Origin of the sequence: Mycobacteroides chelonae CCUG 47445 (assembly GCF_001632805.1) — a bacterium.
GTDB lineage: Bacteria > Actinomycetota > Actinomycetes > Mycobacteriales > Mycobacteriaceae > Mycobacterium > Mycobacterium chelonae.
The window spans coordinates 3,613,818-3,638,631 of record NZ_CP007220.1 but is presented as its reverse complement, the minus strand read 5'-3'; the positions used below and the strand labels follow the sequence as shown (position 1 = coordinate 3,638,631).

28 protein-coding genes are annotated in these 24,814 nt (G+C 64.5%); 12 read left to right on the top strand and 16 right to left on the bottom strand.

The features are described from left to right. Positions 1 to 7: 7 nt before the first annotated feature. From BB28_RS17825 to BB28_RS17810, 4 genes are all read right to left on the bottom strand, one after another. Positions 8 to 1,411, bottom strand: a complete 1,404-nt coding sequence (locus BB28_RS17825) for an MFS transporter (protein ID WP_046254468.1) — start codon at positions 1,409 to 1,411, stop codon at positions 8 to 10. Then, positions 1,408 to 2,352: a ketopantoate reductase family protein gene (locus BB28_RS17820; protein WP_046254467.1), complete on the bottom strand. Its 945-nt coding sequence runs from the start codon at positions 2,350 to 2,352 to the stop codon at positions 1,408 to 1,410. Before BB28_RS17820 ends, BB28_RS17825 begins: the two co-directional genes overlap by 4 nt. Before the next feature lie 2 nt (positions 2,353 to 2,354). Then, positions 2,355 to 3,614 carry a beta/alpha barrel domain-containing protein gene (locus tag BB28_RS17815; protein ID WP_046254466.1) on the bottom strand — a complete coding sequence of 420 codons (1,260 nt, stop codon included), beginning with the start codon at positions 3,612 to 3,614 and terminating at the stop codon, positions 2,355 to 2,357. Between the two features lie 176 nt (positions 3,615 to 3,790). Further along, positions 3,791 to 4,261: an Rv3235 family protein gene (locus BB28_RS17810; RefSeq protein ID WP_046254465.1), complete on the bottom strand. Its 471-nt coding sequence runs from the start codon at positions 4,259 to 4,261 to the stop codon at positions 3,791 to 3,793. 161 nt (positions 4,262 to 4,422) lie between these two features. On the opposite strand from BB28_RS17810, the gene BB28_RS17805 reads away from it, so the two are divergent. The 4 genes from BB28_RS17805 to BB28_RS17790 all read left to right on the top strand — a co-directional run bounded on the left by BB28_RS17805 (position 4,423) and on the right by BB28_RS17790 (position 8,878). Beyond that, a complete protein-coding gene (locus tag BB28_RS17805; RefSeq protein ID WP_046254464.1) occupies positions 4,423 to 5,832 on the top strand; it encodes a WS/DGAT/MGAT family O-acyltransferase in 1,410 nt (469 codons plus the stop codon). Next, the gene (locus BB28_RS17800; RefSeq protein ID WP_046254463.1) at positions 5,832 to 6,332 is read left to right on the top strand and encodes a DUF6912 family protein; all 501 of its coding nucleotides are present in this window, start codon (positions 5,832 to 5,834) and stop codon (positions 6,330 to 6,332) included. The genes BB28_RS17805 and BB28_RS17800 overlap by 1 nt, the downstream gene beginning before the upstream one ends. Positions 6,333 to 6,434: 102 nt before the next feature. Next, entirely contained in the window at positions 6,435 to 7,574 is a 1,140-nt protein-coding gene (locus BB28_RS17795; protein WP_046254462.1) for a ferredoxin reductase, read from the top strand. 74 nt (positions 7,575 to 7,648) lie between these two features. Beyond that, a complete protein-coding gene (locus tag BB28_RS17790) occupies positions 7,649 to 8,878 on the top strand; it encodes a fatty acid desaturase family protein (protein ID WP_046254461.1) in 1,230 nt (409 codons plus the stop codon). A gap of 273 nt (positions 8,879 to 9,151) precedes the next feature. On the opposite strand, the gene rsgA is transcribed toward BB28_RS17790, so the two are convergent. Continuing rightward, complete coding sequence (gene rsgA, locus BB28_RS17785) at positions 9,152 to 10,132, bottom strand: ribosome small subunit-dependent GTPase A (protein ID WP_046254460.1); 981 nt, start codon at positions 10,130 to 10,132, stop codon at positions 9,152 to 9,154. Further along, on the bottom strand, positions 10,129 to 11,427 hold the full coding sequence (gene aroA, locus BB28_RS17780) for a 3-phosphoshikimate 1-carboxyvinyltransferase (protein ID WP_046254459.1): 1,299 nt from the start codon (positions 11,425 to 11,427) through the stop codon (positions 10,129 to 10,131). The genes rsgA and aroA overlap by 4 nt, the downstream gene beginning before the upstream one ends. 58 nt (positions 11,428 to 11,485) lie before the next feature. Between aroA and BB28_RS17775 the strand changes: the two genes are divergently transcribed. Continuing rightward, positions 11,486 to 12,259 carry an SOS response-associated peptidase gene (locus BB28_RS17775; protein WP_046254458.1) on the top strand — a complete coding sequence of 258 codons (774 nt, stop codon included), beginning with the start codon at positions 11,486 to 11,488 and terminating at the stop codon, positions 12,257 to 12,259. On the opposite strand, the gene BB28_RS17770 is transcribed toward BB28_RS17775, so the two are convergent. Further along, on the bottom strand, positions 12,246 to 12,752 hold the full coding sequence (locus BB28_RS17770) for an aminoacyl-tRNA deacylase (protein WP_046254457.1): 507 nt from the start codon (positions 12,750 to 12,752) through the stop codon (positions 12,246 to 12,248). The genes BB28_RS17775 and BB28_RS17770 overlap by 14 nt on opposite strands. A 149-nt stretch (positions 12,753 to 12,901) precedes the next feature. Here BB28_RS17770 and BB28_RS17765 point away from each other — a divergent pair, with 149 nt between their 5' ends. Both BB28_RS17765 and rsrA read left to right on the top strand, forming a co-directional pair. Beyond that, positions 12,902 to 13,615 carry a sigma-70 family RNA polymerase sigma factor gene (locus tag BB28_RS17765; protein ID WP_046255947.1) on the top strand — a complete coding sequence of 238 codons (714 nt, stop codon included), beginning with the start codon at positions 12,902 to 12,904 and terminating at the stop codon, positions 13,613 to 13,615. Next, positions 13,612 to 13,920, top strand: coding sequence for a mycothiol system anti-sigma-R factor (gene rsrA, locus BB28_RS17760; protein WP_046254456.1), 309 nt, complete (start codon positions 13,612 to 13,614; stop codon positions 13,918 to 13,920). The genes BB28_RS17765 and rsrA overlap by 4 nt, the downstream gene beginning before the upstream one ends. Before the next feature lie 2 nt (positions 13,921 to 13,922). Here the strand turns inward: rsrA and BB28_RS25845 are convergent, their stop codons facing one another. Then, positions 13,923 to 13,997: a 50S ribosomal protein bL37 gene (locus BB28_RS25845; protein WP_085988129.1), complete on the bottom strand. Its 75-nt coding sequence runs from the start codon at positions 13,995 to 13,997 to the stop codon at positions 13,923 to 13,925. A 17-nt stretch (positions 13,998 to 14,014) separates the two neighbouring features. Then, complete coding sequence (locus BB28_RS25730; RefSeq protein WP_075874160.1) at positions 14,015 to 14,206, bottom strand: hypothetical protein; 192 nt, start codon at positions 14,204 to 14,206, stop codon at positions 14,015 to 14,017. Here BB28_RS25730 and BB28_RS17755 point away from each other — a divergent pair. Continuing rightward, complete coding sequence (locus BB28_RS17755) at positions 14,189 to 14,407, top strand: biotin/lipoyl-binding carrier protein (RefSeq protein ID WP_005056341.1); 219 nt, start codon at positions 14,189 to 14,191, stop codon at positions 14,405 to 14,407. The genes BB28_RS25730 and BB28_RS17755 overlap by 18 nt on opposite strands. A gap of 11 nt (positions 14,408 to 14,418) precedes the next feature. Then, positions 14,419 to 15,909 (top strand): sensor histidine kinase, encoded by a 1,491-nt coding sequence (locus BB28_RS17750; protein ID WP_046254455.1) that lies wholly within the window; start codon positions 14,419 to 14,421, stop codon positions 15,907 to 15,909. Positions 15,910 to 15,992: 83 nt separating this feature from the next. On the opposite strand, the gene BB28_RS17745 is transcribed toward BB28_RS17750, so the two are convergent. Continuing rightward, positions 15,993 to 16,247 (bottom strand): WhiB family transcriptional regulator, encoded by a 255-nt coding sequence (locus BB28_RS17745; RefSeq protein WP_005056343.1) that lies wholly within the window; start codon positions 16,245 to 16,247, stop codon positions 15,993 to 15,995. Between the two features lie 416 nt (positions 16,248 to 16,663). Continuing rightward, positions 16,664 to 17,641, bottom strand: a complete 978-nt coding sequence (locus tag BB28_RS17740; protein ID WP_046254454.1) for a diacylglycerol/lipid kinase family protein — start codon at positions 17,639 to 17,641, stop codon at positions 16,664 to 16,666. A gap of 76 nt (positions 17,642 to 17,717) precedes the next feature. On the opposite strand from BB28_RS17740, the gene BB28_RS17735 reads away from it, so the two are divergent. After that, positions 17,718 to 18,125 carry a hypothetical protein gene (locus BB28_RS17735; protein WP_046254453.1) on the top strand — a complete coding sequence of 136 codons (408 nt, stop codon included), beginning with the start codon at positions 17,718 to 17,720 and terminating at the stop codon, positions 18,123 to 18,125. Here the strand turns inward: BB28_RS17735 and BB28_RS17730 are convergent. From BB28_RS17730 to BB28_RS17720, 3 genes are read right to left on the bottom strand one after another with little or no spacing between them, the layout of a single operon-like run. Continuing rightward, positions 18,122 to 18,607 (bottom strand): GNAT family N-acetyltransferase, encoded by a 486-nt coding sequence (locus BB28_RS17730; protein WP_046254452.1) that lies wholly within the window; start codon positions 18,605 to 18,607, stop codon positions 18,122 to 18,124. The two genes, BB28_RS17735 and BB28_RS17730, sit on opposite strands and share 4 nt — an antisense overlap. Continuing rightward, positions 18,600 to 19,709, bottom strand: a complete 1,110-nt coding sequence (locus BB28_RS17725) for an isochorismate synthase (RefSeq protein ID WP_046254451.1) — start codon at positions 19,707 to 19,709, stop codon at positions 18,600 to 18,602. The genes BB28_RS17730 and BB28_RS17725 overlap by 8 nt, the downstream gene beginning before the upstream one ends. Positions 19,710 to 19,711: 2 nt before the next feature. Then, complete coding sequence (locus BB28_RS17720; RefSeq protein WP_046255946.1) at positions 19,712 to 20,323, bottom strand: acid phosphatase; 612 nt, start codon at positions 20,321 to 20,323, stop codon at positions 19,712 to 19,714. A 61-nt stretch (positions 20,324 to 20,384) separates the two neighbouring features. Here BB28_RS17720 and BB28_RS17715 point away from each other — a divergent pair, with 61 nt between their 5' ends. Then, positions 20,385 to 21,182 (top strand): ParA family protein, encoded by a 798-nt coding sequence (locus tag BB28_RS17715; protein ID WP_030096939.1) that lies wholly within the window; start codon positions 20,385 to 20,387, stop codon positions 21,180 to 21,182. Between the two features lie 23 nt (positions 21,183 to 21,205). Here the strand turns inward: BB28_RS17715 and BB28_RS17710 are convergent, their stop codons facing one another. Together BB28_RS17710 and BB28_RS17705 are read right to left on the bottom strand one after the other, a co-directional pair. Continuing rightward, positions 21,206 to 22,426 (bottom strand): Rv3212 family protein, encoded by a 1,221-nt coding sequence (locus tag BB28_RS17710; protein ID WP_046254450.1) that lies wholly within the window; start codon positions 22,424 to 22,426, stop codon positions 21,206 to 21,208. Continuing rightward, complete coding sequence (locus tag BB28_RS17705; RefSeq protein ID WP_046254449.1) at positions 22,423 to 23,892, bottom strand: DEAD/DEAH box helicase; 1,470 nt, start codon at positions 23,890 to 23,892, stop codon at positions 22,423 to 22,425. Before BB28_RS17705 ends, BB28_RS17710 begins: the two co-directional genes overlap by 4 nt. Positions 23,893 to 24,155: 263 nt before the next feature. Between BB28_RS17705 and BB28_RS17700 the strand changes: the two genes are divergently transcribed. Then, positions 24,156 to 24,806: a ferritin-like fold-containing protein gene (locus BB28_RS17700; protein ID WP_030096942.1), complete on the top strand. Its 651-nt coding sequence runs from the start codon at positions 24,156 to 24,158 to the stop codon at positions 24,804 to 24,806. The last annotated feature ends 8 nt before the right edge of the window (positions 24,807 to 24,814 follow it).

Below are 24,814 nucleotides of genomic sequence, written 5' to 3'. Positions count from 1 at the left end.
CCAAATGCTATCCACGCGACGGGAATTGGCAGGCTGAAGATTGAAGGCGTTGGGCAGAACTCTGTTTCAACAGGGCCGGGCGATAGGCGAGAGCGGTCGTCACAAGCACCATGGCGAATGCCGAGGCAACGAGGAGCATTGGCACCAGTAGTTGGTGATCGAACGGCAAACCGCCCAGTAGCGCGATTGCGACAACCATCCCGCTCTGTCGGCTGGTGTTGAGCACCGCGGACCCCACCCCGGAGACGGTATGCGGACTGACATGCATGGCGGCAGCGCTCAGCGATGAGGCAAGCACGCCGGATGCCATGCCGATCAATGATGTCGGCACCATGGCCGGAGCTATCTTCTCAGTGAGTGAAAGTACTGCCGCGGCGATGGCGCCAACGCAACCCACCGCGGCCAGCGCCAAGATCGCCTGTCGACGGTTGTCCGGCGTTACCTTCACGGCAAGTACATTGCCGAGGAGCCAAGCGACGCAGCAAATGGACATGATGTATCCGGCGTGATCGGCGCGGAGACCGTGCCGAACCTGCAGAAAGAGCGCGAGCACCAGCAGTGAGCCGTAGGAGGCGAACTGGTAGAAGCTGCCTGCGCAGACGATCAGCAGATATGGGCGATTACGGGCGAGGGCCGGCGGGATCGTCGGCTCGGCGGACCGCCGTTCGACTTGCCAGAGGGCAGCGGCGGTCAGCAGTGCGGTGCCGACTATCGCGAGAGTTGACACACTCGACCAGCCAAGGCGTCTGCCCTCGATGAGCACACTCGCAACACTGGTAAGAAACACGCACAACAAGAGTTGGGAAATCGGATTGAACCGGCGCGGTTGGTCTGCGGGAGTGTTGGCGATGGTCTGTGTCGCCCGCAGCGCGAACGCACAAATGGGAACGTTGATCAGGAAGAGCCAGCGCCAGCCGGCATATTCGGTAATTAGTCCGCTCAGCAGGGGTGCGGAGGCGATTCCGATACCGCCGACGACGCCCCACGCTCCGATCATTGTTGAGCGCCGCCGGGGATCGGGTACCCCCTTGGTCAGGATTGCAAGCGTCATCGGCACCACGAAGCTTGCGCATATCCCCTGCGCAATGCGCGCGACGATCAGCGTCCCTGCGGTGTCAGCGGCCGCGCAAGCCACCGAGGCGGCCAGGAACGCAAGCATTGACCAGCGATACACCTTGACGGCGCCATAGCGGTCCCCGATCGCGCCGGAAACGAGCAGAAACACGCAGAGCGGAATGGTGTACCCGTCGAGAAACCACTGGCCGACTTCGAGTGTCGCATGGAGTTCCTCGGTCGCGGTCGGTAGCGCGACATTTATCGCAGATGCGTCGAAGGCGACGAGGAAATTTCCGATGCTGGCTCCCACGACGCCCATCATCGACAAGGGTTGTACGCGAGCCCGTTCTGTCACGGTGCGCGTTCCGTGGGTTTGCGCGCAGCGATGTCTGCCGGTAACTGGGAGGCGTAGATACTCCAATGAATGGGCGTCGACACCCCGACGGCACGGCCATATCTCAGGACAGCGCCACTTTGATGTTCCAGTTCCGACGGGCGGCCCTCCAACAGGTCGCGGTGCATTGACGACGTGGTGAGTGGATCAAATGCGTGGAAAACAGCCATCATTGAATCGACATCTTGATGTGAGAGAGCCACGCCGTGCGCCTGTCCGACAGCGAGGACTTCGATCATGGCGTCACGAATCAATGCCGCAGTTTCAGGGGTCGTGGAGGTTACTCCGACAGACTGCCGGGACAGCGCGCCGACGCCGCCGTAGGACGAGATAAGCATGAACTTGCGCCAGAGAGTGACGCGGATGTCCTTGGACAGTGTAACGGATATATGCGCCTCGCGCAGTGCGGCAACGATGGAAATAAGTTCTACTGCAAAGGAATTCGATATCGGGCCGATCTCCAGGTGCGCGTGCGCGCCGAGGCAAGTGACTGCCCAGGGTTCGGTCCGTTTTGCGATAACCACACAGGAACAGCCCAATACGTGTTGCGGCCCTAAAACATTGGCGAGATCATCGGCTGCCTCGATGCCGTTCTGGAGCGGCAGTACCACTGTGTGTGCCCCCACCAGTGGTGCGATGGCGGTCGCTGCCGCACTGACCTGCCACGCCTTGACCGCGACGATTATCAAGTCGGCGGTCGGATCTGTGCGAGCCTCAGCGATATCCGCGACTACTTGAATGCCGCTTACCGCCAAGACGTCGCCACTGGTGGTCAGCTGTAAGTCGGACTGGCCGGCGGCAGTCACGGTAGCCGGCCGGCCAACAACGGTCACGTGATGGCCAGCTTGCGCGAGAACGGCCGAGAAATACAGACCGACGCCCCCCGCGCCGAATACCAGCACTCTCACGACGCGACCTTCGCGTGCGCGCTCCCACGATCTCGCAACACCTCCAATGCGCAGTCTCGGACGTCATCGAGACGGACCATTTCCGTGTAGAAATCCTGGATGGCCCGCGACAGGTGGGCGAATTCGGTTCGTTTACGCAGGTGTAACGCATCCATATGCGTGGCCAGTCGTTCATACACCTGGTCGATGAACGAGTCGTCATCGACAGCACTGGAACCAAATTCGCTTTCAGACAGTATCTGGCGGACATACGTCGGAAAGAGGCCGATCCTGTTCAGAAAGTATTTGACTGAACGGGAAACACCAAGGTAATCAGGGACATTCACGATTCCGGCATTCTCGTTCTCTGTCAGAAATCCGCTCACCGCTCTGAAGGGATCGGGGGCGGTGAGGAAAACATCCTCGGACAACCGTGCCGCGCGACACAGCCCATCGAGGTCCGGTGTGCCCGCAGCGACGTGGATGTTGTTTTCTGCGAATATCGCTGCAATACACTCAATTTCGGCCAGCCCGGAACGATTGCCGACTCCGGCGACGCCGCCCTCAATCATCTGGAATCCATGGAACACCGAAGTCAAAGAGTTCGCGGTGCCCAGCCCCCGGTCGTTGTGTCCGTGCAGATAGAAGGTGATATCCGGGTTATCCCGGACAAGGTTGGCGGCCAGCACTGCTGTGGAGTCGGGCACCAGGGTGCCGACCGAGTCGTTGATGCGGATAAGCGAGATCCCCTGTTGACGGCATCGCTCGATTTGTGTGTTGAGGTGCTCGTACTTCTGCTCGTCGACCGTGATGCTGAACGCATTGAGCAGGCTCGAACGCAGCTTTCCGACCCCAATTGACCGGAGTCTCTCGGCCACGCGCTCAAAAAGTCGTTTTTCTGAATCGATTTCGATCATTCCGATGCTCACATAGATATCGGACAAGTAGCTGCTGGGCAGCTCTCGTTCGAGCTGTTCGCACAGGGGTTCCCAAGTCTTGAGGGTCAGGTTGAAGGAGAATGTCGCGTCGGGGGCGATGGTGCTTTCGAGCTGCTGGGCGTCCAACAAGGCGCGGACAAATGATGCCTCGGTAATCCCTGAGCCCACATCGATGTCGGTGATACCCGCATCGGTAATGGCCCGAATCAACTGGATCTTCTGATCGTCCGTGGCGCCGAAAGGAGCGCGTTCACCCCCCTCGCGCATCGTCTCGTCAGAGATCGCGTCGATGGTGAAGTCGCGATAACGGGGGGTGTGTCCTTGGGGGAAAGTGAGCATGGCATTCCTCGGCACTGACGTGTAGGGGATACTGCCTGTCAACTCTGACGGCAATGAATACGACCGTTCGCTATCGCGAACGCTAGGTGTGGCGGTTGTGGATGTCAAGCGCGGCGAAGTGGCATCCGTCAACTCCTGACAGGGTGTGGCAGGGGTGCCTTGGTGGAGTGCGGGCGTCAGCCGAGCTGTAGCGCAACGACAAGCCAGTTGCCCCGGACTGATCGGATTCGTCCGGCGAATGCCCTGACGCGGCCGCCGCGCTCGAAGGTTCCGAAGATCTCCGCGGAGTCGTCCGTACAACGACGGACCCGAAGCTTGCTGAGCCGGGCCGCGGCGGTGGCCGGAATGCGCGATGAGCGTGCCATCACCGCACCGAGTGGCCCGTCCGTGAGCAGTGGGCGCAGCTGCGCAATGGGCCGGCGCCGGTCCATGACCTCCAGGACGCGGCGCATTGCGGCATCGGCGAATGCGACTGCCTGAGGCGATGGAGATTGTTCGCGCAGATGTGTCTGACGTTCAATGCCCGTCGGCCGGGCCCGCGACTGGTGCAACCTCGCTGGCCGCGGTGCCCGACAGGCCGCCGGCAAGCTGGCCAGCACGGGCGCGGGTTCGTAGTCGGCAACCCGGGTGATATAGCGATGAGACATGTTCCCCTCCAGTGAATGAGCCCCCTCATGTGCTCTGCTGGAGAGATGCAGACCTTGCCGATCATGATTGCACAGCCTGCGTCTTGGGCGCCAGGTAATGTTGGCGCAGCGGCGCCGCTGGATGCGAGTGGCGAGATTCTCTGGGGAAGGCGGCGCGGATCGTGGTGACTCGGTTGTCCGCGCTCGACGCATCGTTCTACTCCCGCGAGGACAGCTCTACCCCGATGCATGTCGGCTCGTTGGCGATCATCCGCAAGCCCCGCGGAGGCTTCACGTATGAGGAGCTTCTCGCGCTGGTGGAGAGCCGATTGCCGCAGGTTCCGCGCTATCGACAGAAGGTCAAGGAGATCGGGTTCGGGCTGGCTCGGCCGGTCTGGCTCGACGACGTCGATTTCGACGTCACCTACCACATCCGTCGCTCGGCACTGCCGTCGCCGGGAAGTGATGGTCAGTTGCAAGACCTGGTGGCGCGCTTGACATCTCGCCCACTGGATCGATCGCGGCCGTTGTGGGAGATGTACCTGGTGGAGGGGTTGTCCAAGAACCGCCTGGCCATCTACACCAAGACGCATCAGGCTCTGGTGGATGGTCAATCCGCACTGGAACTCGGACAGGTCATGTTCGACCGGACCGCCCGCACGCCGGACTTCGGGGAGGACATCTGGGTTCCCGGGCATGAACCGAGTACGAACGAGCTGATCGCCGGCGCGGTGTCGGAATGGTTGGCGCGTCCCGGTGCCCGTCTGGAGGCGGTACGCACCGCGGTCGCCGATGCCGCGTCGCTGACGGGTGAGATCGGTGAGTTGGGGGAGCGGATGGTCAAGGTGGTGCGTACCGCGGCTCGCGGTACCGCACCACGCGGCCCGCTCAACCAGCGCGTGTCGCGCAGCAGGCGGTTCTGCGTGGTAACCACCAAGCTGGCCGACTATCGGCGGGTACGTGCCAAATACGATTGCGATGTCAACGATGTGGTCTTGGCGGTAATCGCTGGGGCGCTGCGTAATTGGCTGATGAGCAGGGGAGAGCCGGTCACCACCGCCTCCACGATCCGCGCAATAGTGCCGATGTCGGTGTACCGGGACGGGGATCTGGATGTCCTCGCCGAGGGGGCCGCCACCACGGAGGTGTCGCCTTTTCTGGTAGATCTACCTGTCGGGGAGGGCAACGCCGTGGTGCGGTTGTCCCAGATCGCGCATGCCACCGAATCGCACTCTGCCGCATTTAGTTTGGTGGATGTGCCGAACATGGCCGCGCTCTCGGGATTCGTGCCGCCGACCCTGCATGCATTGGCGGCCCGCGTTGCGACCACGCTGCCCAATCGGTTGTTCAATCTGTTGGTCACGAATGTTACTGGGCCGCAAGCACCTATGTATCTTGGCGGTGCGCGCTTGGCGGAGATCTACCCGGTACCTCCGTTGCTGCGCAATCAGGTGTTGTCGATCGGGCTGACTTCCTACAACGGCGTTGTGTATTACGGGATCAATGCTGATCGCGACGCGATGCCCGATGCTGACATGCTCCCGGTGTTGATCACCGAGGCGCTCGATGAACTGCTGGAGGCGGCGCAGTAATGCAGGTTTATATCCCGGTGACGCTCGCGATGCTGCGTGAACTGGTGGCCGATGGCGAGCTGTGGCCGGTGAACGGCACCGCGTTCGCGGTGACACCGGCGCTGCGTGAGGCCTACTCCGCAGGTGATGATGAGGAGCTGTCCGAGGTGGCGATGCGCGAAGCGGCGATGGCCTCGCTGCGGCTGCTGGCCAACCATGACGGCGAGGGCCAATTGCCGGCCCGGCGGGCGGTGCTGGTGGCCGACGCCGACGATGCCAAGCTGCGTCCCGACCTGGACGATGCGGTGGTGCGGCTGGCGGGCGCGATACCGATGTCCGCGGTGGTGGCCGCGCACGTCGACCTGGCGCAGGCCGAGTCCGATGTGGTGCGCGCGGCCGAGGTGATCGATGCCGCAGATCTGGGCGATGAGGATGCCGAGCTGGTGGTCGGGGACGCTCAAGACCACGATCTAGCCTGGTATGCGACTCAAGAACTACCGTTCCTGCTCGACCTGCTGTAGGCGCCATGACGTGGCCGATTGGCCTGTTTCCGGCCAGTAACCTACGGTAGCGTAGGTTACGCCTGGCTGGGCATCTCCTTCATCACCGGAAGGTCATTGGCTGTGAAATTGTCTTCCTGGCTCGACGCGTCCGCCTCGGGTGCGCCCAAGTCGCGCCATGCCGCGGTAAACGTCTTGCGTGGCTTGGCTTCTCGCATCACCACCCCGCTGCTGCCGGACGACTATCTGAGTCTGGCCAATCCGCTGTGGTCGGCCCGGGAACTACGCGGCCGCGTGGTCAGCGTGCGCAAGGAGACGAGCGATTCGGCGACCCTGGAGATCAAGCCGGGCTGGGGCTTCCACTTCGACTATCACCCGGGTCAATACGTCGGGATCGGCGTGCTGATCGACGGCCGTTGGCGTTGGCGGTCGTACTCGCTGACATCGGCACCCGTGCATGCCGGTGGTTCGGGGCGCACCATCACCATCACCGTCAAGGCGATGCCTGAGGGATTTCTCTCGACACACCTGGTCAACGGCCTCGAGCCCGGCACGATCGTGCGCCTGGCCGCCCCCCAGGGGAACTTTGTGCTGGACGACCCCGCACCACCGGCGATCTTGTTCCTCACCGCGGGTAGTGGCATCACCCCGATCATGTCGATGCTGCGTACTTTGGTGCGGCGGTCGGCGGCGGCTGAGTTACCCCTGCCGGATGTGGTGCACCTGCACTCGGCGCCCACCGAGGCCGACGTGATGTTCGCCGGTGAGCTCGCCGCGTTCTCCGAGGCGCACCCGTCGTACCACTACCATCTGCGGACGACGAGAACACAGGGACGTCTGGACCTTTCAACACTGGCCTCCGAGGTCCCGGACTGGGCGCAGCGCCAAACGTGGGCGTGCGGTCCGGAAGGCATGCTCGACGACGCGCATCGGGTGTGGGCCGACGCCGATCTTGCCGATCTATTGCACCTGGAGCGATTCGCGGTGTCGCGGGCCGCCCCGCACGGGCAGGGTGGTCTGGTCACCTTCGCGCGCAGCGGTAAGCAGCGCGCGGCCGATGCCGCCACCTCGCTGATGGAGGCCGGGGAGGAAGCCGGGGTGCAAATGCCCTTCGGGTGCCGCATGGGGATCTGTCAGACCTGTGTGGTGTCACTGCTGGAAGGGCACGCGCGCGACCTGCGAAATGGCGCCGAGCACGAGCCGGGATCACGCATTCAGACCTGCGTTTCCGCAGCCTCGGGGGATTGCGTACTCGACGTATGAGGTTAACGGTCTAGTAACCTACGGTGCCGTAGGTTACGCTATCGTAGGCACGAACCGGCGAAGGGAGCTCACGGATGGCGATTTCGGATATCCAGGAATTCGCGCACCTCACCGAGGCTGATGTTGAGGCCCTCGGAAATGAGCTGGACGCGATCCGTCGGGATGTCGAGGAATCGCTCGGAGCCGCCGACGCCCGGTATATCCGTCGCACCATCGCCGCCCAGCGGGCCCTGGAACTGAGTGGGCGCGTGCTGCTGGCCGCGAGCAAGAAGCGGTCTGCCTGGTGGGCCGGAGCGGTGACGCTCGGGGTGGCCAAGATCGTCGAGAACATGGAGATCGGCCACAACGTCATGCACGGGCAGTGGGATTGGATGAACGATCCCGAGATCCACTCCTCCAGCTGGGAGTGGGACATGGTGGACCCGGCCTCGCACTGGAAGCAGACCCACAACTACATCCACCACAAGTACACCAATGTGCTGGGCATGGATGACGATGTGGGCTACGGACTGCTGCGCATCACCCGCGACAAGAAGTGGACGCCGTTCAACCTGGGCAACCTCGTCTACAACACACTGTTGATGCTCCTCTTCGAATGGGGTGTTGGCACACAGCATTTGGAGCTTGGCAAGGTAGCTCAGGGGCGGGCGGACAAGGCGGAATTCCGCGCCAAGCGTGAAGAGGCGCTGGCCAAGATGGGCAAGCAGGTCGCCAAGGACTACGTGGCCTTCCCGGCGCTGAGCGCGCTCTCGCCCGCGGGGAGCTATCGCAAGACGGTCACCGCCAACTTGCTGGCCAACGTGATCCGCAACATCTGGTCGAATGCGGTCATCTTCTGCGGCCATTTCCCGGACGGCGCTGAGAAGTTCACCAAACAAGACCTGGAGAACGAGACGCAGGGCCAGTGGTACCTGCGACAGATGTTGGGCAGCGCCAACTTTGACGCCGGTCCGGCTATGGCCTTCATGAGCGGCAACCTGTGCCACCAGATCGAGCATCATCTGTTCCCGGATCTGCCGAGTAACCGGCTCTCCGCAGTGGCGGTACGAGTGCGCGAGCTGTGCGACAAGTACGACCTGCCGTACACCTCCGGGCCGTTCCTGCTGCAGTACGGCAAGGCGTGGCGCACCATCGCCAAGCTGTCGCTGCCGGACAAGTACCTGAAGTACACCGCGGACAACGCGCCGGAAACGCGCAGCGTCAAGATGTTCGACGAGCTGGAGCCGCGCGAGCGGCGCGGGCTGAAGTCCGCGTTCGCGGCGGTGCGTGAACGCCGAAGGGCGCGTCGCAGCATCAACGCCTGACCAGAAACCTAAAGCCCCCGAACGCGCAATGCGTCGGGGGCTTTTAGGTTGGTAACGGCCGGGAGCTATCCCAGGCCGGATACGGAGAGCCACATGGTGGCCCAGGCGGCGACGCCGCAGGCGAAAATGGCTGCCACATTGGCGATTCTACGGACGTAGCTCGTCATCTCTTAACCCCTGACCCTAGTTGGCTGTTTCCGTCGCAGCCACTGATGGAAACGCTAATCGCCATGTGCTGTTCGCGCGATCCGAGGAGGCCTCCGCAACCAAGAGTTAGGCCGTTGTTAACACAGAAAGCAGCTGTCGCACCGCGATCACTCGTTTCGCGGACGCGCCGGTGAGTTCATCGAGGACGCACTCGGGGTCCGAGGGCGGGCCAAGATGTTGGCAGCCACGCGGGCAGTCCTCGATGGCCTCGGACAGGTCGCTGAATGCGGCGAACACGTCTGCGGGCTTGATGTGGGCCAGGCCGAACGATCTGATGCCCGGGGTGTCGATGACCCAGCCCGACGGATGCAGCGGCAACGCCACCGATTGGGTGGATGTGTGCCGGCCCTTGCCGACACCGGTCACCTCACCCGTGGCGCGATCGGCTTCGGGCACAAGCCGATTGACCAACGTTGACTTACCCACTCCGGAGTGCCCGAGCAGTGCGGTGAGACGGCCGGTCAGCACATCCATGATGGGCTCCAGCGGCGCGTCGCGCCCCGCGACGATGACCTGAATATCGAGATCTGCGAACTGTGCCGCGAACGAATCCGGATCTGTGAGATCGGTTTTGGTGAGAGCCAGGATGGGAATGAGGCCCCCCGCGTACGCCGCGATGAGCGCGCGCTCCACCAGCCCGGTGCGCGGCGGGGGATCGGCAACCGCCACCACGATAAGCAACTGATCGGCGTTGGCGACAAAGACCCGTTCAAACGGATCGGTGTCATCGGCGGTGCGGCGCAACACCGTTCGCCGCTCCTCCAGCCGTACGATGCGTGCCAGCGAGTCGGGTCGGCCGGACAGATCGCCCACCAGGCTGACGGTGTCGCCCACCACGATCGGAGTGCGGCCGAGTTCACGGGCACGCATCGCGGTCACCTGTTCGGTGGGGTCGTCGTTGAGTACACACCCCCAGCGGCCGCGGTCCACGGTGACCACCATCGCCGGCACCGCGTCGGCGTGGTCGGGACGATTCTTGGTGCGAGGCCGCGAGCGTCGGCCCGGCCGGATGCGGGCGTCGGACTCGTCGTACTCGCGTGGGCTCAAGAGGCGCGACCGCCCGATTGAGCGAGCATGTCGGCCCACATTCCGGGGAAGTCGGGCAGCGTCTTGCCGGTGGTGGCGATGTCGTCGACGGAAACTCCGGGCACCTTCAGGCCGACGAGCGCCCCTGCTGTGGCCATCCGGTGATCGGCGTACGAGCCCCAGACGCCGCCGTGCAGATCGGTGGCGACGATCCGCAGCCCGTCTTCGGTCTCCTCGCATTGCCCACCAAGAGCGTTGATCTCATGGGCGAGTGCCCTGAGCCGGTCGGTTTCGTGCCCACGCAGATGCGCGATCCCATGCAGTGTGGAGACACTCCCGGGTGCGGCGAGGGCAGCCAGTGCCGCCACCGTCGGGGTCAGCTCGCCAACCTCGCCAAGGTCCAGATCTACACCGCCATAACCAGTCTGGCCGATGACCTCCAGATGGGAATCCGTCAGTGACGCTGTCTGGGCGAACTGGCGCACCACGTCCTCGATCTGGCGGGCGGGCTGAGTGGATTCTCTGGGCCAACCACTGATGCGCACACTTCCGCCGGTGGCCAATGCCGGCGCGATGAACGCCAGCGCGTTCGACAGGTCAGGCTCGATCACCCAGTGGTGTGCGGGAATTGGCTGCGGATCGATGTGCCAGCGTCCGGGGGTGGAATCATCGACCGCGATACCCGCCTCACGCAGCATCGTCACCGTCATGACCACGTGTGGACCCGACGGCAGCACGTCCGCGGTGTTCACCGCCGTCAGACCTTCGGCGAACGCGGCGCCGGAAAGCAGGAGACCGGAAACGAATTGGGACGATCCGGAGGCGTCGACACCGACCTGGCCGCCGCGGACTTGCCCGGTGCCGGCCACCGTGAACGGCAGGTGCTGCCCGTCAATGCCGACTCCGATGGCGCGCAGCGCGTCCAGCAGCGGAGCAATGGGACGGGCGCGTGCCTGATCGTCACCATCAAAAATGGTGGGGGCGTGGCGAAGTGCTGCCACCGGTGGCAGAAAACGAAGGACTGTTCCGGCAAGACCGCAGTCGACCCTCGAGGTGTCCCCGTCGCCGGTACCGGGGGAGATCGTCAGGTCGGTACCGTCGCCGGCGACGGCAAACCCGAGCGCTCGTAACGCTCCGATCATGAGATCGGTGTCGCGGCTGCGCAACGCGCCGGACACGGTGGAGGTGCCGCCCTCGCGCGCTGCCAGCGCCGCGAGCACGAACGCTCGATTGGTCTGCGATTTCGAGCCGGGCATGGTGATGGTCGCGTTGACGGAACCGTCGATCGTCGGTGCCTGCCAGAGTCCGCTTGTCACCGCCCCATTGTCCCGGACGCATACCTGCGGTGTCGGCCCCGGGTGGCACGATGGCGATATGTGCGGACGGTATGCGGTGACGATCGACCCGGCGCTGCTTGCCGCGGAGATCGACGCAATCGACGAGATAAGCACAGCGAGTCAGGCGTCTGGATCTGCACAGCAGCTTCCCGTCATCCCGAACTACAACGTCGCCCCCACTGATCCGGTGCTCACGGTGGTGGCGCGGCATCGCGAACCCGGCGACGTTCCGACTCGTCGTATTCGCGCCATGCGCTGGGGGTTGGTGCCGACATGGGCCAAGGCGCGCGAAGACGGTCGGCCGCAGGCCAAGGGTGCGCCCCTGATCAATGCCCGGGCGGAGAGCCTCACCACGGCCGCGACCTTCCGCGTGGCCGCGCAATCCAAGCGGTGCCTCGTTCCGATGGACGGCTGGTACGAGTGGCGTAAGCAGGAGGGCACCAAGACGGCCTTCTATATGAATGCCGGCGACGATACGCGATTGTTCGCCGCGGGCTTGTGGTCGGTGTGGAAGCCCGCCGAGGACGCGGCGCCCCTGCTGAGCTGCACGATCGTCACCACCGATGCGGTCGGTCCGCTTCAGGAGATCCATGACCGGATGCCGTTGATGCTGGGTGCTCAATCGTGGGATCGCTGGCTCGACCCCGACCGCGATCTGGACCAGAGCCTTCTGCGGGGGGCCGGGGAGGCAACCCGAATCGACACCCGGCAGGTTTCCTCATTGGTCAACAGTGTCGCGAACAACGGTCCGGAACTACTCGCGCCAGACGACGGATCCCAGCGGGTGGGGGAGCAGATCACCCTGCTGTGACGGATGCGGTCACCGCGTTGGTAAGCCGGACCAGATCATCGGGTGCCACTGCCATCTGCAGCCCGCGCTTGCCCGCGCTGCACAGAATGCGCTCCCAGGTCAGGGCCGACGAATCGATGACGGTGGGTAATGGTTTTCGCTGCCCGAGCGGAGAGATTCCGCCTACCACGTAACCGGAACTGCGCTCGGCCGCCGCCGGATCTGCCATGGTGGCCCTGGGCCGGCCGAGCGCGGCAGCGGCGGCCTTGAGTGAGAGCGTTGCGGGTACCGGGATGACCGCGACCGCCAGATCCGCCCCGCGATCCAGCGAGATCAGCAGTGTCTTGAAGATCTGTTCGGGAACCAATCGGGAACCAGCCAACGCGCGCACCGCCTCATCACCGAACGCGTTCTCTCCGGGCCGGTGTTCATACGGCAACAGTTCATAGTCGACTCCGGCCGCGATCAACGCGGCGACGGCCGGAGTGGCTGCTTTGGCGGCCTTGGAACCCACGATCTGGACAGTAGTGCTCCGGGGCCAGTGAATTTCGAGTTGACAGTCGAGATACTTTGGGAAATACCCCGGCATGCGTCGGTGTTGAGCAGTGTGTCCGCAGAGAGCGGACTATGGTCCTCAACACGGAAGGGGTATTGCAGGTGACAATGGCGTGCCTCGAACGTCCGATGTCGGTGCCGATCCGTATGGTCGGTGTCGCTACCGAAAGGACCGCCGTGACAGACACTGCAGATCCCGTTGATCAGCCGATTCAGGTGGATACCAAGGCGGAAACTGAGGCCGAGCGGGCCGCGCGCTTTCAGCGTGACGCGCTCCCGCTGCTGGATCAGCTCTACGGTGCTGCGCTGCGGATGACACGGAATCCCGCCGACGCGGAGGCCCTGGTGCAGGAGACGATGGTCAAGGCGTACGCCGGGTTCGGGACCTTTAAAGAGGGCACCAATCTCAAGGCCTGGCTGTACCGGATTCTCACGAATACCTACATCAATATCTACCGCAAGAAGCAGCGCCAGCCTGCGGAGTATCCGACCGAGGAGATCACCGACTGGCAGCTGGCCGCGAACGCCGAGCACACCTCCACAGGGCTGCGGTCGGCCGAGATCGAGGCACTTGACGGGCTGCCTGATGACGAAATCAAGCAAGCGTTGAATAAGCTGCCGGAAGAATTCCGGATGGCCGTGTACTACGCGGACGTCGAAGGCTTCCCGTACAAGGAGATCGCCGAGATCATGGATACGCCGATCGGCACGGTGATGTCGCGGTTGCACCGTGGCCGTCGCCAGCTTCGCGAATTGCTGGCCGAAGTGGCCAAGGACCGTGGGTTCCTGCGCAACAATGAGTTGGCGGAGGGCCGGGCATGACCGACGGTGAACTGAAGAACAGTGTGGATACGGGTGGCAACTGCGAGGTATCGGGTTGCGCCGAGGTGATCGCGGAGGTGTGGACCCTCCTCGACGGTGAATGCAGCGCAGAGAACAGTGCGCGGCTGCGGCATCATCTCGAAGAGTGCCCGGGTTGCCTGCAGCACTACGGCATCGAAGAGCAGATCAAAACACTCGTAGCCCGCAAGTGCGGTGGAGAAAAGGCACCTGACGGGCTACGTGAGCGTCTTAAGTTGAAGATCACTCAGACCACGCTCATCGAGCAGCGGGCCGAGAACTCCTAGCGCTAGCTGTTGGGACGCTTGCCGTGGTTGGCGGCGTTGTGCTTACGGCTGCGCTTCTTGCGACCACGCTTGGCCATGGGAATCTCCTTACCGATCAAATGGGTTCCGGGTGTGAGCCCGGCTGACATGCCAGCTGCGCGTGGTGCGCGCCGGTGTGTGTATCCAGTCTCTCATGCCGGGGCGGGTGGTTGAACGCGTGGATCCCGTTCGTGTGGTTCGATAATGAGGACCGGTAACCGGATGTCGACGAGAGCGAGGTGGCGCGCAGGTGGCCGAGGAAGTACACGCCGAGATCGTGGCCAGCGTGCTGGAAGTGCTCGTCAAGAAGGGTGACGCGATCGCCGAAGGCGACACGATCGTCCTCCTGGAATCCATGAAGATGGAGATCCCGGTACTGGCTGAGGTGGCCGGAACCATCGGCGACGTGAGCGTTTCGGTGGGCGACGTCATCCAGGCCGGCGACTTGATCGCCGTCATCGACGACTAGATCGCCACCGGATGTCAACTCTCGGTGATCTGCTTGCCGAGCACACCATGCTTCCCGGTGAAGCGGTCGATCATCTGCACGCCGTGGTCGCCGAGTGGCAGCTGCTGGCTGACCTCTCTTTCGCCGACTATCTGATGTGGGTGCATCGCGACGACGACTCCTTTGTCTGCGTGGCTCAGTGCCGACCCAACACCGCTCCGACCATCATCGACAGCGACGCCGTCGGCACCGTCGCGAAGATCGCGGATGTTCCGTTGGTGGAGGCGGCGTTCGCCTCGGGGGCCATTGAGCGGGAGAGCGATTCGGATCTGACCGAGCACGCCTCCGAGTTGAACGTGGAGGCGGTTCCGGTGCGCTGTGGGGACCGGACCGTGGCCGTGCTGACGCACCAGACCGCGCTGGCCTCCCGACTCAAGAAGGGCGTGCTGGAACGCGCGTATCTGGAGTGTGCGGGCGATCTACTGCTGATGCTCACCGAGGGCACCTTCCCGAACGTGGCCGATCAGGCGATGTCGCGCTCCAGCCCCCGGGTGGGTGACGGGTTCATCAGGCTCGACGTATCCGGTGAGGTCCGATACGCCAGTCCCAATGCCTTGTCGGCGTATCACCGCATGGGATTGGCCAGCGATCTGCAGGGACATGACCTCATGGAGGTCACCAAGCCGCTCATCTCGGACCCCTTTGAAGGTCAAGAGCTCGCGGCGCACATCCGCGACGTGCTGGCTGGCGGGCCGAGTATGCGCATGGAGGTCGACGCACGTGGTGCCGCGGTGCTCATCCGTACCTTGCCGCTTATCGTGCGCGGCACGTCGGTGGGGGCGCTGCTGCTGACCCGTGACGTGACCGAGGTCAAGCGCCGCGACCGGGCACTGCTATCCAAAGACGCCACCATCCGCGAGATCCACCATCGGGTGAAGAACAATCTGCAGACAGTGGCCGCGCTGCTGCGGCTGCAGGCCCGGCGCACACAGAACGAGGAAGCTCGCGAGGCGCTTTTCGAATCGGTACGCCGGGTGTCGTCCATCGCGCTGGTCCACGACGCCCTGTCGATGTCCGTGGACGAGGAAGTCAACCTCGATGAGGTGATCGACCGGATCATGCCGATCATGACCGACGTGGCCACCGTCGACACCAAGGTGCGCGTCTCCCGCGAAGGTGCGCTCGGGGTGCTCGACTCGGACCGCGCGACGCCACTGATCATGGTGATCACCGAGCTGGTGCAGAACGCCATTGAGCACGCCTTCGAAGAGGGTGCGCAGGGTCAGGTGGTCATCAGGGCGGAGCGGTCGGCACGCTGGCTCGATGTCGTCGTGCACGACGACGGGCGGGGACTACCCGAGGGATTCAGTGTGGAGACGTCCGACCGGCTGGGATTGCAGATCGTCAGGACGTTGGTGTCCGCCGAGATTGACGGCTCACTGGACATGCGCAGCGACCCGGAGGGTGGAACAAACGCGGTGCTTAGGGTGCCGCTGGGCCGACGTGCCCGCCTGATGGCCTGAAAGCTTTTGCGCGGCAATCAATCCGGCCCAGAGCAGCAAAGAACCCGGCACCAAATTGTGCCGGGTTCTGCAATGCTGCGGCGTTAGACGGCGCTGCGGGCGCGAGCGCGGGCGTTGCGACGCTTGAGGGCGCGGCGCTCATCCTCGCTGAGGCCACCCCACACTCCGGCGTCCTGGCCTGACTCCAGCGCCCAGGTAAGGCACTCTGTCGTCACCGGACAGCGGTTACAGACGAGCTTTGCGTCAGCGATCTGGGCAAGGGCCGGTCCGCTGTTCCCTACGGGGAAGAACAGTTCCGGATCCTCGTCGCGACAGACCGCCTTATGGCGCCAATCCATAGTTGTGCACTCCTTTTTCATCGCGCGCGCCACAAGCGCACGAGATCAATGTTTTTCGGCTGTTAACGCGTGCGTACCAAATGTTTCTGCACTGTTGCTTCCGATCGTTTCACAAGCTCAGCAGAAGTCAATAGCGTGAGTTAACACGTGGTCAATCTCACTCGGGGGTGGTGTCTGCGGACTCCACATTCGTTTGTACTACACTGATCCGATCTGCGCCTTGAATCTGGCGAGATTCCCTCATTTTCCCAGGTGGCTTAGTGCTACTGGTGAGTAACATCACGGCCCGCCGAGGCTCGACTACGTCAAGTAGTACATCCGATCCGCTCCAGGTGTGACGTAGACCGCGTCGCTGCTGTGAGTCGGCTGTGTCCGGAACGGGCTGTCGCCCAACACTATTGCCTTCCCGGCCGGTCTCAGGAGAGGGCGTCTGCGGGTTTTGCCGGGGCCACCACGTCGAGAACGTCGGGTTCGGCGGTGAAGGTCAGCTCGCTGCGGAACCCGAGGAAATCGCCGTCGACCTGCGTGGCGATTGGTGCTGACGCGCGTATCCGCACCCATGCGACGTCGTCTTCGCGCAGTAGGTGGCTGGCTGCGGGACGGTCCGGGCGGGGTGCGCCCACCATGTGGCGGACCAGACGAAGATTGGCCATTACGTTCATGCTCTTCGATGCGAACACGCCCAAACCGCTCTCGAAACCGGTGCCCGGATTTGTCCAGATGGCGCGCTCGTTGGCGTACGTCCACGGGTTGGAATTGCAGATGAACGCGAAGTGGATGCCCTGCTGCGGCTCCTGGCCGGGCAGTTCGACGGTGAGGGTCGGCTGGTGGCGTGCGCCGCGGAAGAAGCTCAGCACCGCACGTGTCACATACCGTCCGGCCGTGACCTGCTTTCCCTTGTTGCGGTGCGCCTCCATCGCGGCGACCACCTCGCCGTCCAGGCCCATTCCGGCGTTGAAGATGAACCAGCGCTCTCCGCAGTGCCCGAGACCGATCCGGCGCCACCGTCGCTGGTCGCGGCGGTGTGCATCGAGCAGATCGACCACCTGATTGGTGGCCTGCACGGGGTCGGCCGATATGCCCAGCGTTCGGGCGAACACATTGGCCGAGCCGCCGGGTACCACCGCGATGGCGGGCAGCGGCCCGGGCGCGGGATGTCCCGGTTGACCGAGCAGGCCGTTCACCACCTCGCTGACCGTGCCGTCGCCGCCGTGTACGACGATGACCGCCGCCCCGTCGTCGGCTGCGCGGCGGGCCAGCTCGCTGGCGTGGCCGCGGTGGTCTGTGTGCAGAACCTGGAGATGCACTCGACTCTCGAGTGCGTGAGCCAGCAGGTCACGCCCGGCCGCCGTTGTCGAGGTGGCATTGGGATTCACGATGAGGACCGCACGCACGGGGCATGAGCCTAGCGGGACCTTCGTCACGCAAGCTGCCCATCGCCACCGCGAAGTGTCCACCTAGGCTTGTCGGGTGACCACAGCCGTTCCGAATACCGTTCGCCGCGCCGGGACGATTGTTGCCGGTGAAGGTGCCGTGGGACTGGTCATCGCTGTGGTCCTGGTGGTGCGGGCGGCCGGTGGCGCCGACCAGCATCTGGTAAACGGGTACGGCACCGCCGCGTGGTTCGCGGTGTTCGGCACCGCCGTCCTTGCGGCGGGTCTCGCCCTCGCCACGGGGAAACGTTGGGGCAGAGGGATCGCGGTGATGATGCAGCTGCTGCTCCTGCCCGTAGCGTGGTACGCGGCCGTGGGATCGCACCAGCTCGCGCTGGGCGTGCCGATCGCCATCGTCGCCGTGGTGGCGCTGGCGCTGCTGTTCAGTCCCACCGCTCAGATATGGGCCAGCGGTGACGAATCCGGTGCCGACGAATCGGACTAGCGGTCCGAGGCCAGCTGTGCCAAAGCCGGGCCCTGCAGCCGGTAAGTGATCCAGTCCGATTGCGGATTCGCGCCGATCGAGTCGTAGAACTTGATGGACGGTGTATTCCAATCCAGCACAGCCCAATCCAGCCGGGTATAGCCGTTGGCCACGCACTCGGCGGCCAGCGCGGACAACAGGGCCTTCCCCAGGCCGGTGCCGCGCTGTTCGGGCTTGACGTACAGGTCCTCCAGATAGATGCCGTGTTGACCGGTCCAGGTGGAGAAGTTCAGGAACCACACGGCGGTGCCACAGACCACCCCGCCTGCCTCTGCGACATGTGCGAAAAGTGCCGGAGCCGAACCAAATAACGCCTTATGGAGTTGCTCCTGGCTGATGTGGCATTCATCGCGCGCCTTCTCGTATTCCGCCAGATCCTCGATGAGGCCGACGATGGCCGGGACGTCCGCTTCGATGGCACGGCGAATCTGGGTGTCACTCACTGTGGGCTCCTAACCCTGCCAATATGGTCCGGAATTTGACGGTGGTCTCTGACAGTTCGTCCTGGGGATCCGATTCGGCGACCAGGCCGCCGCCCGCGTAGGCGCGGATCGCCGTGCCGTCCGCCGACAGCTCGGCGCAGCGGATCGAGACGGCCCAGCGACCGTCTCCGCTGTTGTCGCACCAGCCGACCGCTCCTGCGTAGAACCCGCGATCACCCTCGATGCGTGCGATCAGGTCGGCCGCCGCCTCGGTGGGGGTACCGCACACCGCCGGAGTGGGGTGTAATGCCATTGCCAAATCAAGTGCGGTGGTGGAACTTTGGCGTAACCGAGCGCTGATGGAGGTGCTCAGATGCCAGAGTGCTGCGGTACGACTCAGCGTCGGCTCCGGTGGGACCTGGACATCGACGCACAACGAGGACAGGTCCGCGCGCAGCTGATCGATCACCACGGAGTGTTCGTGGCGGTTCTTGTGCGAGCCCGCGAGGTTTTCGCCCGTGCGCCGGTCTTGCGATGGATTACTGGACCGAGGGGCCGAACCGGCGAACGGGTGACAGATCACCATGTCTCCGCGGCGTTCCACCAACAGTTCCGGGCTGCAGCCCACCATGGTGTGTCCACGGAACCGCTCACCTGCGGGGGAGAGGTCCACGCAGAAACTGTTGGCATCGGGGTCGTTTCGGATCAGCCGATGGGTCAGCACCAAGGCGTCCACCGGGGCATCGGCCTGCAACTCCAGCACCCGCGCAAGGACCACCTTGGACAGGCCCCCGGCGGTGTCGCGCAGCACCTCGACAGCCTCGGTGACACGTCGCAGATGCTCGGAGGGCTCTGGTATTTGGTGTGTCACATGGATATTCGGCATGGTGCCGTAGAACTCGTGGGGTTGCCCGCGTTCGACTGTCGCCGGAACCGTCAGTGCTGCAGGCCTGGAGGTGTCGAAAGGTAGCGCACCCACCAGCATGCGGTGCCGACCTGCGCGCAGGGCCTCTGCGGCACTCGCGACGTCGTCGTAGGCCCTCTCGCGGCCATACGCATACAACGCGTCGGCCGCCCGGGACATCACGAAATGCGGGTATGCGGGCGAGTCGGTGGCCGTCATGGTCAGCTAGACGGTACCGGGTGCCTGTACCCGGTCAGCCCAAGTGCGGCCACCTGGCGCTGGCCGTGCTCATGCCCGCCCACCGCGATCGAGGCCGTGGCCATGCCCAGCCGGGTGCCCTCTTCCAGCGGCAGGTCGATCCACCTGGTCATGAGGGCGCGCGAGAAGTGGCCATGACCGACCAACAACACGTCGCGTCGGGTGAGCTCGGCGGCGATCTTGGCGATCACCCGGTCGGCGCGCGCCTGCACCTGCGCCACCGACTCGCCGCCGGGGCAGCCATGTGTCCACACCAACCAACCCGGGTCGTTCTCGCGGATCTGCGGGGTGGTCAGGCCCTCGTAGTCGCCGTAGTCCCATTCGGCGAGCTCCTCGTCGGTTGCGTCGATCGTCAGACCCGCCAGTTCGGCGGTCTGGATCGCCCGTCGGCGCGGACTGCTCACCACAACCGGATCATTCAGATCGAGATTGGCCAGCACCTCGCGCGCCGCCACCGCCTGGGCGCGGCCGATTTCCGTGAGATCCAGATCGGTGCGACCGGTATGCCTGCCGATCTTTGACCACTCTGTTTCGCCATGGCGTAGCAACAACATTCGGTTCTGGGGGGCAGACACGCACTTGATTGTGCCGTACCGACTTCCGTCGTGATCGTGTTCGGCATGCCAGTATGTGGACGTGACTCGGGTGCTGGCGGTAGCCAATCAAAAGGGTGGGGTGGCCAAAACCACGACGGTCGCGTCCCTCGGCGCGGCGTTGGCCCAGGCCGGCAAGAAGGTGCTGCTGGTTGACCTCGACCCACAGGGCTGTCTGACGTTCTCGTTGGGGCAGGATCCGGACCGCCTGGGGGTTTCGGTGCACGAGGTGCTGCTGGGGCAGGCCGATATCAAGGAGGCGCTGCTCACCACCGCCGAGGATCTGACGCTGTTACCTGCGAACATCGACCTGGCCGGCGCCGAGGCGATGCTGCTGATGCGTGCGGGACGTGAGTACGCGCTGAAGCGGGCGCTCGAATCTCTGGGGGACGACTTCGATGTGGTGATCATCGACTGCCCCCCGTCCCTGGGCGTGCTGACGCTCAATGGTTTGACGGCGGCCGATTCGGTGATGGTGCCGCTGCAGTGCGAGACCCTGGCGCACCGAGGTGTCGGACAGTTCCTGCGGACGGTGACCGACGTACAGCAGATCACCAACCCCGGGCTAACGCTGTTGGGCGCGCTGCCCACCTTGTATGACTCACGGACCACGCACAGTCGCGATGTGCTGTTGGATGTCGCCGATCGTTACGAGCTGCCGGTGCTCGCGCCGCCGATTCCCCGAACGGTGCGCTTCGCCGAGGCGAGCGCTTCGGGTGCCTCGGTGCTCGCCGGCCGCAAGAACAAGGGCGCGCTGGCCTATCGAGAGCTGGCGCAGAGCCTGGTGAAGCACTGGAAGAGCGGCAAGGCCATGCCGACCTTCACCCCGCCGGTGGACTGAGTCGAGCACTCCGCGCGGGCGAACTAACCCAGTGCGAAGACGCGTGATCCGCGTTGCTCCACCAACGTATTGCCGACCACGGCACTGATGACAGGGCTCTTCTCGTCAGCCGAATCACGTTGCACCGCAATGAATTTCCGGAATTCTCCGGTAGTCATGTTGAAGACGTCGATCCCGCCTTGGACGGGGATCAGTAACTCACCGGCCATGGCCGTGCCCGGCCCCAGTGGCTTCTTGGTGGTGGGCAGGACGAATCGGTAGGCGAGATCGAAGCCGCCCAGCACCAGCACCTGATTGCCCGTCCACCAGGTGACGACGTCGCCGGCCTGGGCGGCGGTGTTGGACTGGACCACCTCGCCCGGCAGGGCCGTCGCGCCGACGCGCATTCCGTGGTCGTCGAAGACCACCAGTTCATTGTGGGTGCCGGGCAGATACACGGCCGATCGGGTGTCCGCGACCGCAAGCACCTTGGCCGCGGAGCCGCGTTCGACGCCGGGCAGCGCCGCCGAGTAGAGCTCCTCGGGCTTGTCGTTGTCTTTCGGTGTGGGCTTTTGCAGCGTCAGCCGCAGGGTGGAGTCCTGCGGGCAGGTTTCCAGCACCGCGAGCACGCTGGACCCGACGGCACCCGATTTCAGCGTGCAGTCCACGCGGGGCTGGCTGTTGGGGTTCAGTGGAGCGACGACTCGCCCGTACTCCAGGGTGCGCACCATGTCCGAACGCCACAGTTCAAGCCGGGTGCTGCCGAGCGCCAACACGTAGGTGCCATCGGTCGACAACGACACCTTCGGGTCGTTGGGGCTGCTGCGCAGCGGGCCTCGGCGGCCGGTCTGTCCGTCGATCATGGTGACCTGGCCGCATCCGCGTGCGTCTCGATAGACGGCCACCGCGTCGTCGATGAAGCCGATCGCGCCGCACAGATCGAGATTGCGGCGCGCGTAAGACCACAGCTGGGCCCCGGTTACCGGGTCATGGGCCACTACTTCGTGTCCGTCGGCGCTGACGACCGCGCCGCCGGCGATGACCGGCCCCTTCGTGGCTCCACTGGTGGCGGACCATAGTTCGCGCACCGAGTCGGGAACCCGGGTAGCACTCATCGGGCGTTTGATGTCCCCGGCTGCGGGATGGCTGACGGTGGCACGGGCGTCGCTGGTCCACCAGATCGTGGCACCGGTAACGGCGACCACGACGGCGATCACCGCCGCAGCAATGATGTCGGCCCGGGTGCGCCGCTCCGGTGCGATCACGCCGTGGCGGTGGTGGCAGCGGCCGCGTTGGGACGACGACGGCGCCGACGACGGCGCGCGGCAGCAGGCTGGTCACCTTCGGCGGTAGCCACTGCCGCGGGCGCTTCGGCGACCGCACCGTCGGCGGGCTCGCCCGCTCGGGTGCGCCGACGGGTGCGGGTGCGCTTGGGCTTGTCGCCTTCGGTGCGCTCGGCCCGGGGCTCACGGCGCTTCGGTCCGCCGGCGAACTTGGGGCCGACCGAACCGGCCACATCGGCGGGGATGTTCAGCTCGGTGAACAAATGCGGTGAGGTGGAATAGGTTTCGTCGGGATCGGGTACGCCGAGGCCGAGTGCCTTGTCGATCAGCTGCCAGCGCGCGATGTCGTCCCAGTCGACAAGGGTGACCGCGATGCCGGTGCGCCCGGCACGACCGGTACGTCCGATGCGGTGCACATAGGTCTTGTCGTCCTCGGGGCACTGGTAGTTGATGACGTGGGTGACATCGTCGATGTCGATGCCGCGGGCGGCCACGTCGGTGGCGACCAGCACGGTGATCTCACCGGAACGGAACGCGGACAGTGCCTTTTCGCGAGCGATCTGACCGAGGTCACCATGTACCGCGCCGACAACGAAACCGCGCTCGGCCAGCTCATCGGAGACCTTCTGGGCGGTGCGCTTGGTGCGGGTGAAGATCATGGTGGCGCCGCGGCCCTCGGCCTGCAGGATGCGGCTGACCAACTCGATCTTGTCCAGCGCGTGTGCCCGGTATACGAACTGCTCGGTCGAGTCGTGCACCGACGACGAGTGGGGGGCCTCGGCCCGGATATGGGTCGGGCGATTCATGAACGTGCGGGCCAGGGTGATGATGGCATCGGGCATGGTGGCCGAGAACAGCATCGACTGCCGCCCCGACTCGGCGGATGGCGCCAGCGCCAGAATGCGCTCGATATCGGGCAGGAAGCCCAGGTCCAGCATCTCGTCGGCCTCGTCGAGCACCAGCATCGCCAGGCCACCCAGTTGCAGGTGACCTTGCTGGGCCAGGTCGAGGAGGCGTCCGGGCGTTCCGACAACGACATCGGCGCCGGCGCGCAGCGACTCGATCTGCGCCTCGTACGGGCGTCCGCCATAGATGGAGACGACGCTGAAGTCGCGGTCACCGGCCGACAGGTACTTGGACGCCTTGATCAGGTCTTCGTAGACCTGGATGCACAGCTCACGGGTCGGCACCACGACCAGGGCGCGGGGCGTGCCGTTGAGCGGCCGGTCCTCGACGCCGGTGGCGATGCGATGCAGCAGCGGGACGCCGAACGCGTAGGTCTTGCCCATACCGGTGCGGGCCTGGCCGATGAGGTCGGAGCCGCCGAGAGCGAGGGGAAGGGTGAGCTCCTGGATGGCGAACGGGTGCTCGATTCCGACCTCGCGTAGGGCGCGAACAATCTCGTCGCGGACCCCGAGCTGGGCAAAGGTGTGTTCGATGTGACTCATGAGGGTGTACGTACCTTTCGTGTTTTCGCTCAGCGCGCACGATCGGTAGGTCGGATTCCTAAGATTCCAAGGGGCCGGGCTCGCGTCTATTGGCGAGGGCAGCACGTGCACGCACATTTCCTGTGGGAGAAATCCCTGGGTGCTTCGTGGTCAGGGCGTTCGTCCTGCGACCATGGTAGCGGGTGAGCTGCGTTTTTCCGATTCGCCGTGGTTTGCCGCGCAGATCGGTGTTCTGCCGTGGGCCCCCGACTAGAGTTCCAGACATGAGTACGGACCTCGATCCTCCCGGCGTCAATCAGCTGTTCGCGGTGATCGCGTACGGCGAGATCGCGGCGTTCTACCGGTTGACCGACGAGTCCAAGATGGCACCCGACCTGGCCAGCAAGATCGCCATCGCCAGCATGGCCGCTTCGCAGATGCGCCACTACGAGGTGCTGCGGGATGCGATGGAGGCCAACGGAGTTGACGTCCTGGCGGCCATGGAGCCGTACGTCAAGACCCTGGAGAACTACCACTCACTGACGCTGCCGCGGACCTGGCTGGAGGCCATGGTGAAGGCGTACATCGGCGACTCGCTGGCGGCCGACTTTTATGGCGAGGTCGTGGCCTCGCTGCCGGGTGAATCGGCGGCGGTTCTCAAGTCGGTGCTGGGCACCACGGGGCATTCGGAATTCGTTATCGCTCAGGTGCGCGAGGCCGTCAAGGACAACCCGCAGCAGCGCAACCGGCTCACCCTCTGGGGGCGGCGGCTGCTGGGTGAGGCCGTGACGCAGGCGCAGCACGTGCTGGCCGGACACGATGAGCTTGCCGAGCTGGTGATGTCCGGTGACGCCGGCTTGGGCAACCTCAACGAGTTCTTCGAGCGGCTACAGAAGGCGCACACCGAGCGGATGGCCGTCCTCGGTCTGGCGTAGTGACGAGA

Excerpts from the sequence above, each read along its gene's own strand:
- BB28_RS17765 (WP_046255947.1), top strand. The coding sequence starts at position 12,902 with ATGGCGTGCCTCGAACGTCCGATGTCGGTGCCGATCCGTATGGTCGGT.
- BB28_RS17725 (WP_046254451.1), bottom strand. The coding sequence starts at position 19,709 with ATGACGGCCACCGACTCGCCCGCATACCCGCATTTCGTGATGTCCCGG.
- BB28_RS17705 (WP_046254449.1), bottom strand. The coding sequence starts at position 23,892 with ATGAGTCACATCGAACACACCTTTGCCCAGCTCGGGGTCCGCGACGAG.
- BB28_RS17745 (WP_005056343.1), bottom strand. The coding sequence starts at position 16,247 with ATGGATTGGCGCCATAAGGCGGTCTGTCGCGACGAGGATCCGGAACTG.
- BB28_RS17815 (WP_046254466.1), bottom strand. The coding sequence starts at position 3,614 with ATGCTCACTTTCCCCCAAGGACACACCCCCCGTTATCGCGACTTCACC.
- BB28_RS17790 (WP_046254461.1), top strand. The coding sequence starts at position 7,649 with ATGGCGATTTCGGATATCCAGGAATTCGCGCACCTCACCGAGGCTGAT.
- BB28_RS17775 (WP_046254458.1), top strand. The coding sequence starts at position 11,486 with ATGTGCGGACGGTATGCGGTGACGATCGACCCGGCGCTGCTTGCCGCG.
- BB28_RS17800 (WP_046254463.1), top strand. The coding sequence starts at position 5,832 with ATGCAGGTTTATATCCCGGTGACGCTCGCGATGCTGCGTGAACTGGTG.
- BB28_RS17700 (WP_030096942.1), top strand. The coding sequence starts at position 24,156 with ATGAGTACGGACCTCGATCCTCCCGGCGTCAATCAGCTGTTCGCGGTG.
- rsrA (WP_046254456.1), top strand. The coding sequence starts at position 13,612 with ATGACCGACGGTGAACTGAAGAACAGTGTGGATACGGGTGGCAACTGC.
- BB28_RS17750 (WP_046254455.1), top strand. The coding sequence starts at position 14,419 with ATGTCAACTCTCGGTGATCTGCTTGCCGAGCACACCATGCTTCCCGGT.
- BB28_RS17810 (WP_046254465.1), bottom strand. The coding sequence starts at position 4,261 with ATGTCTCATCGCTATATCACCCGGGTTGCCGACTACGAACCCGCGCCC.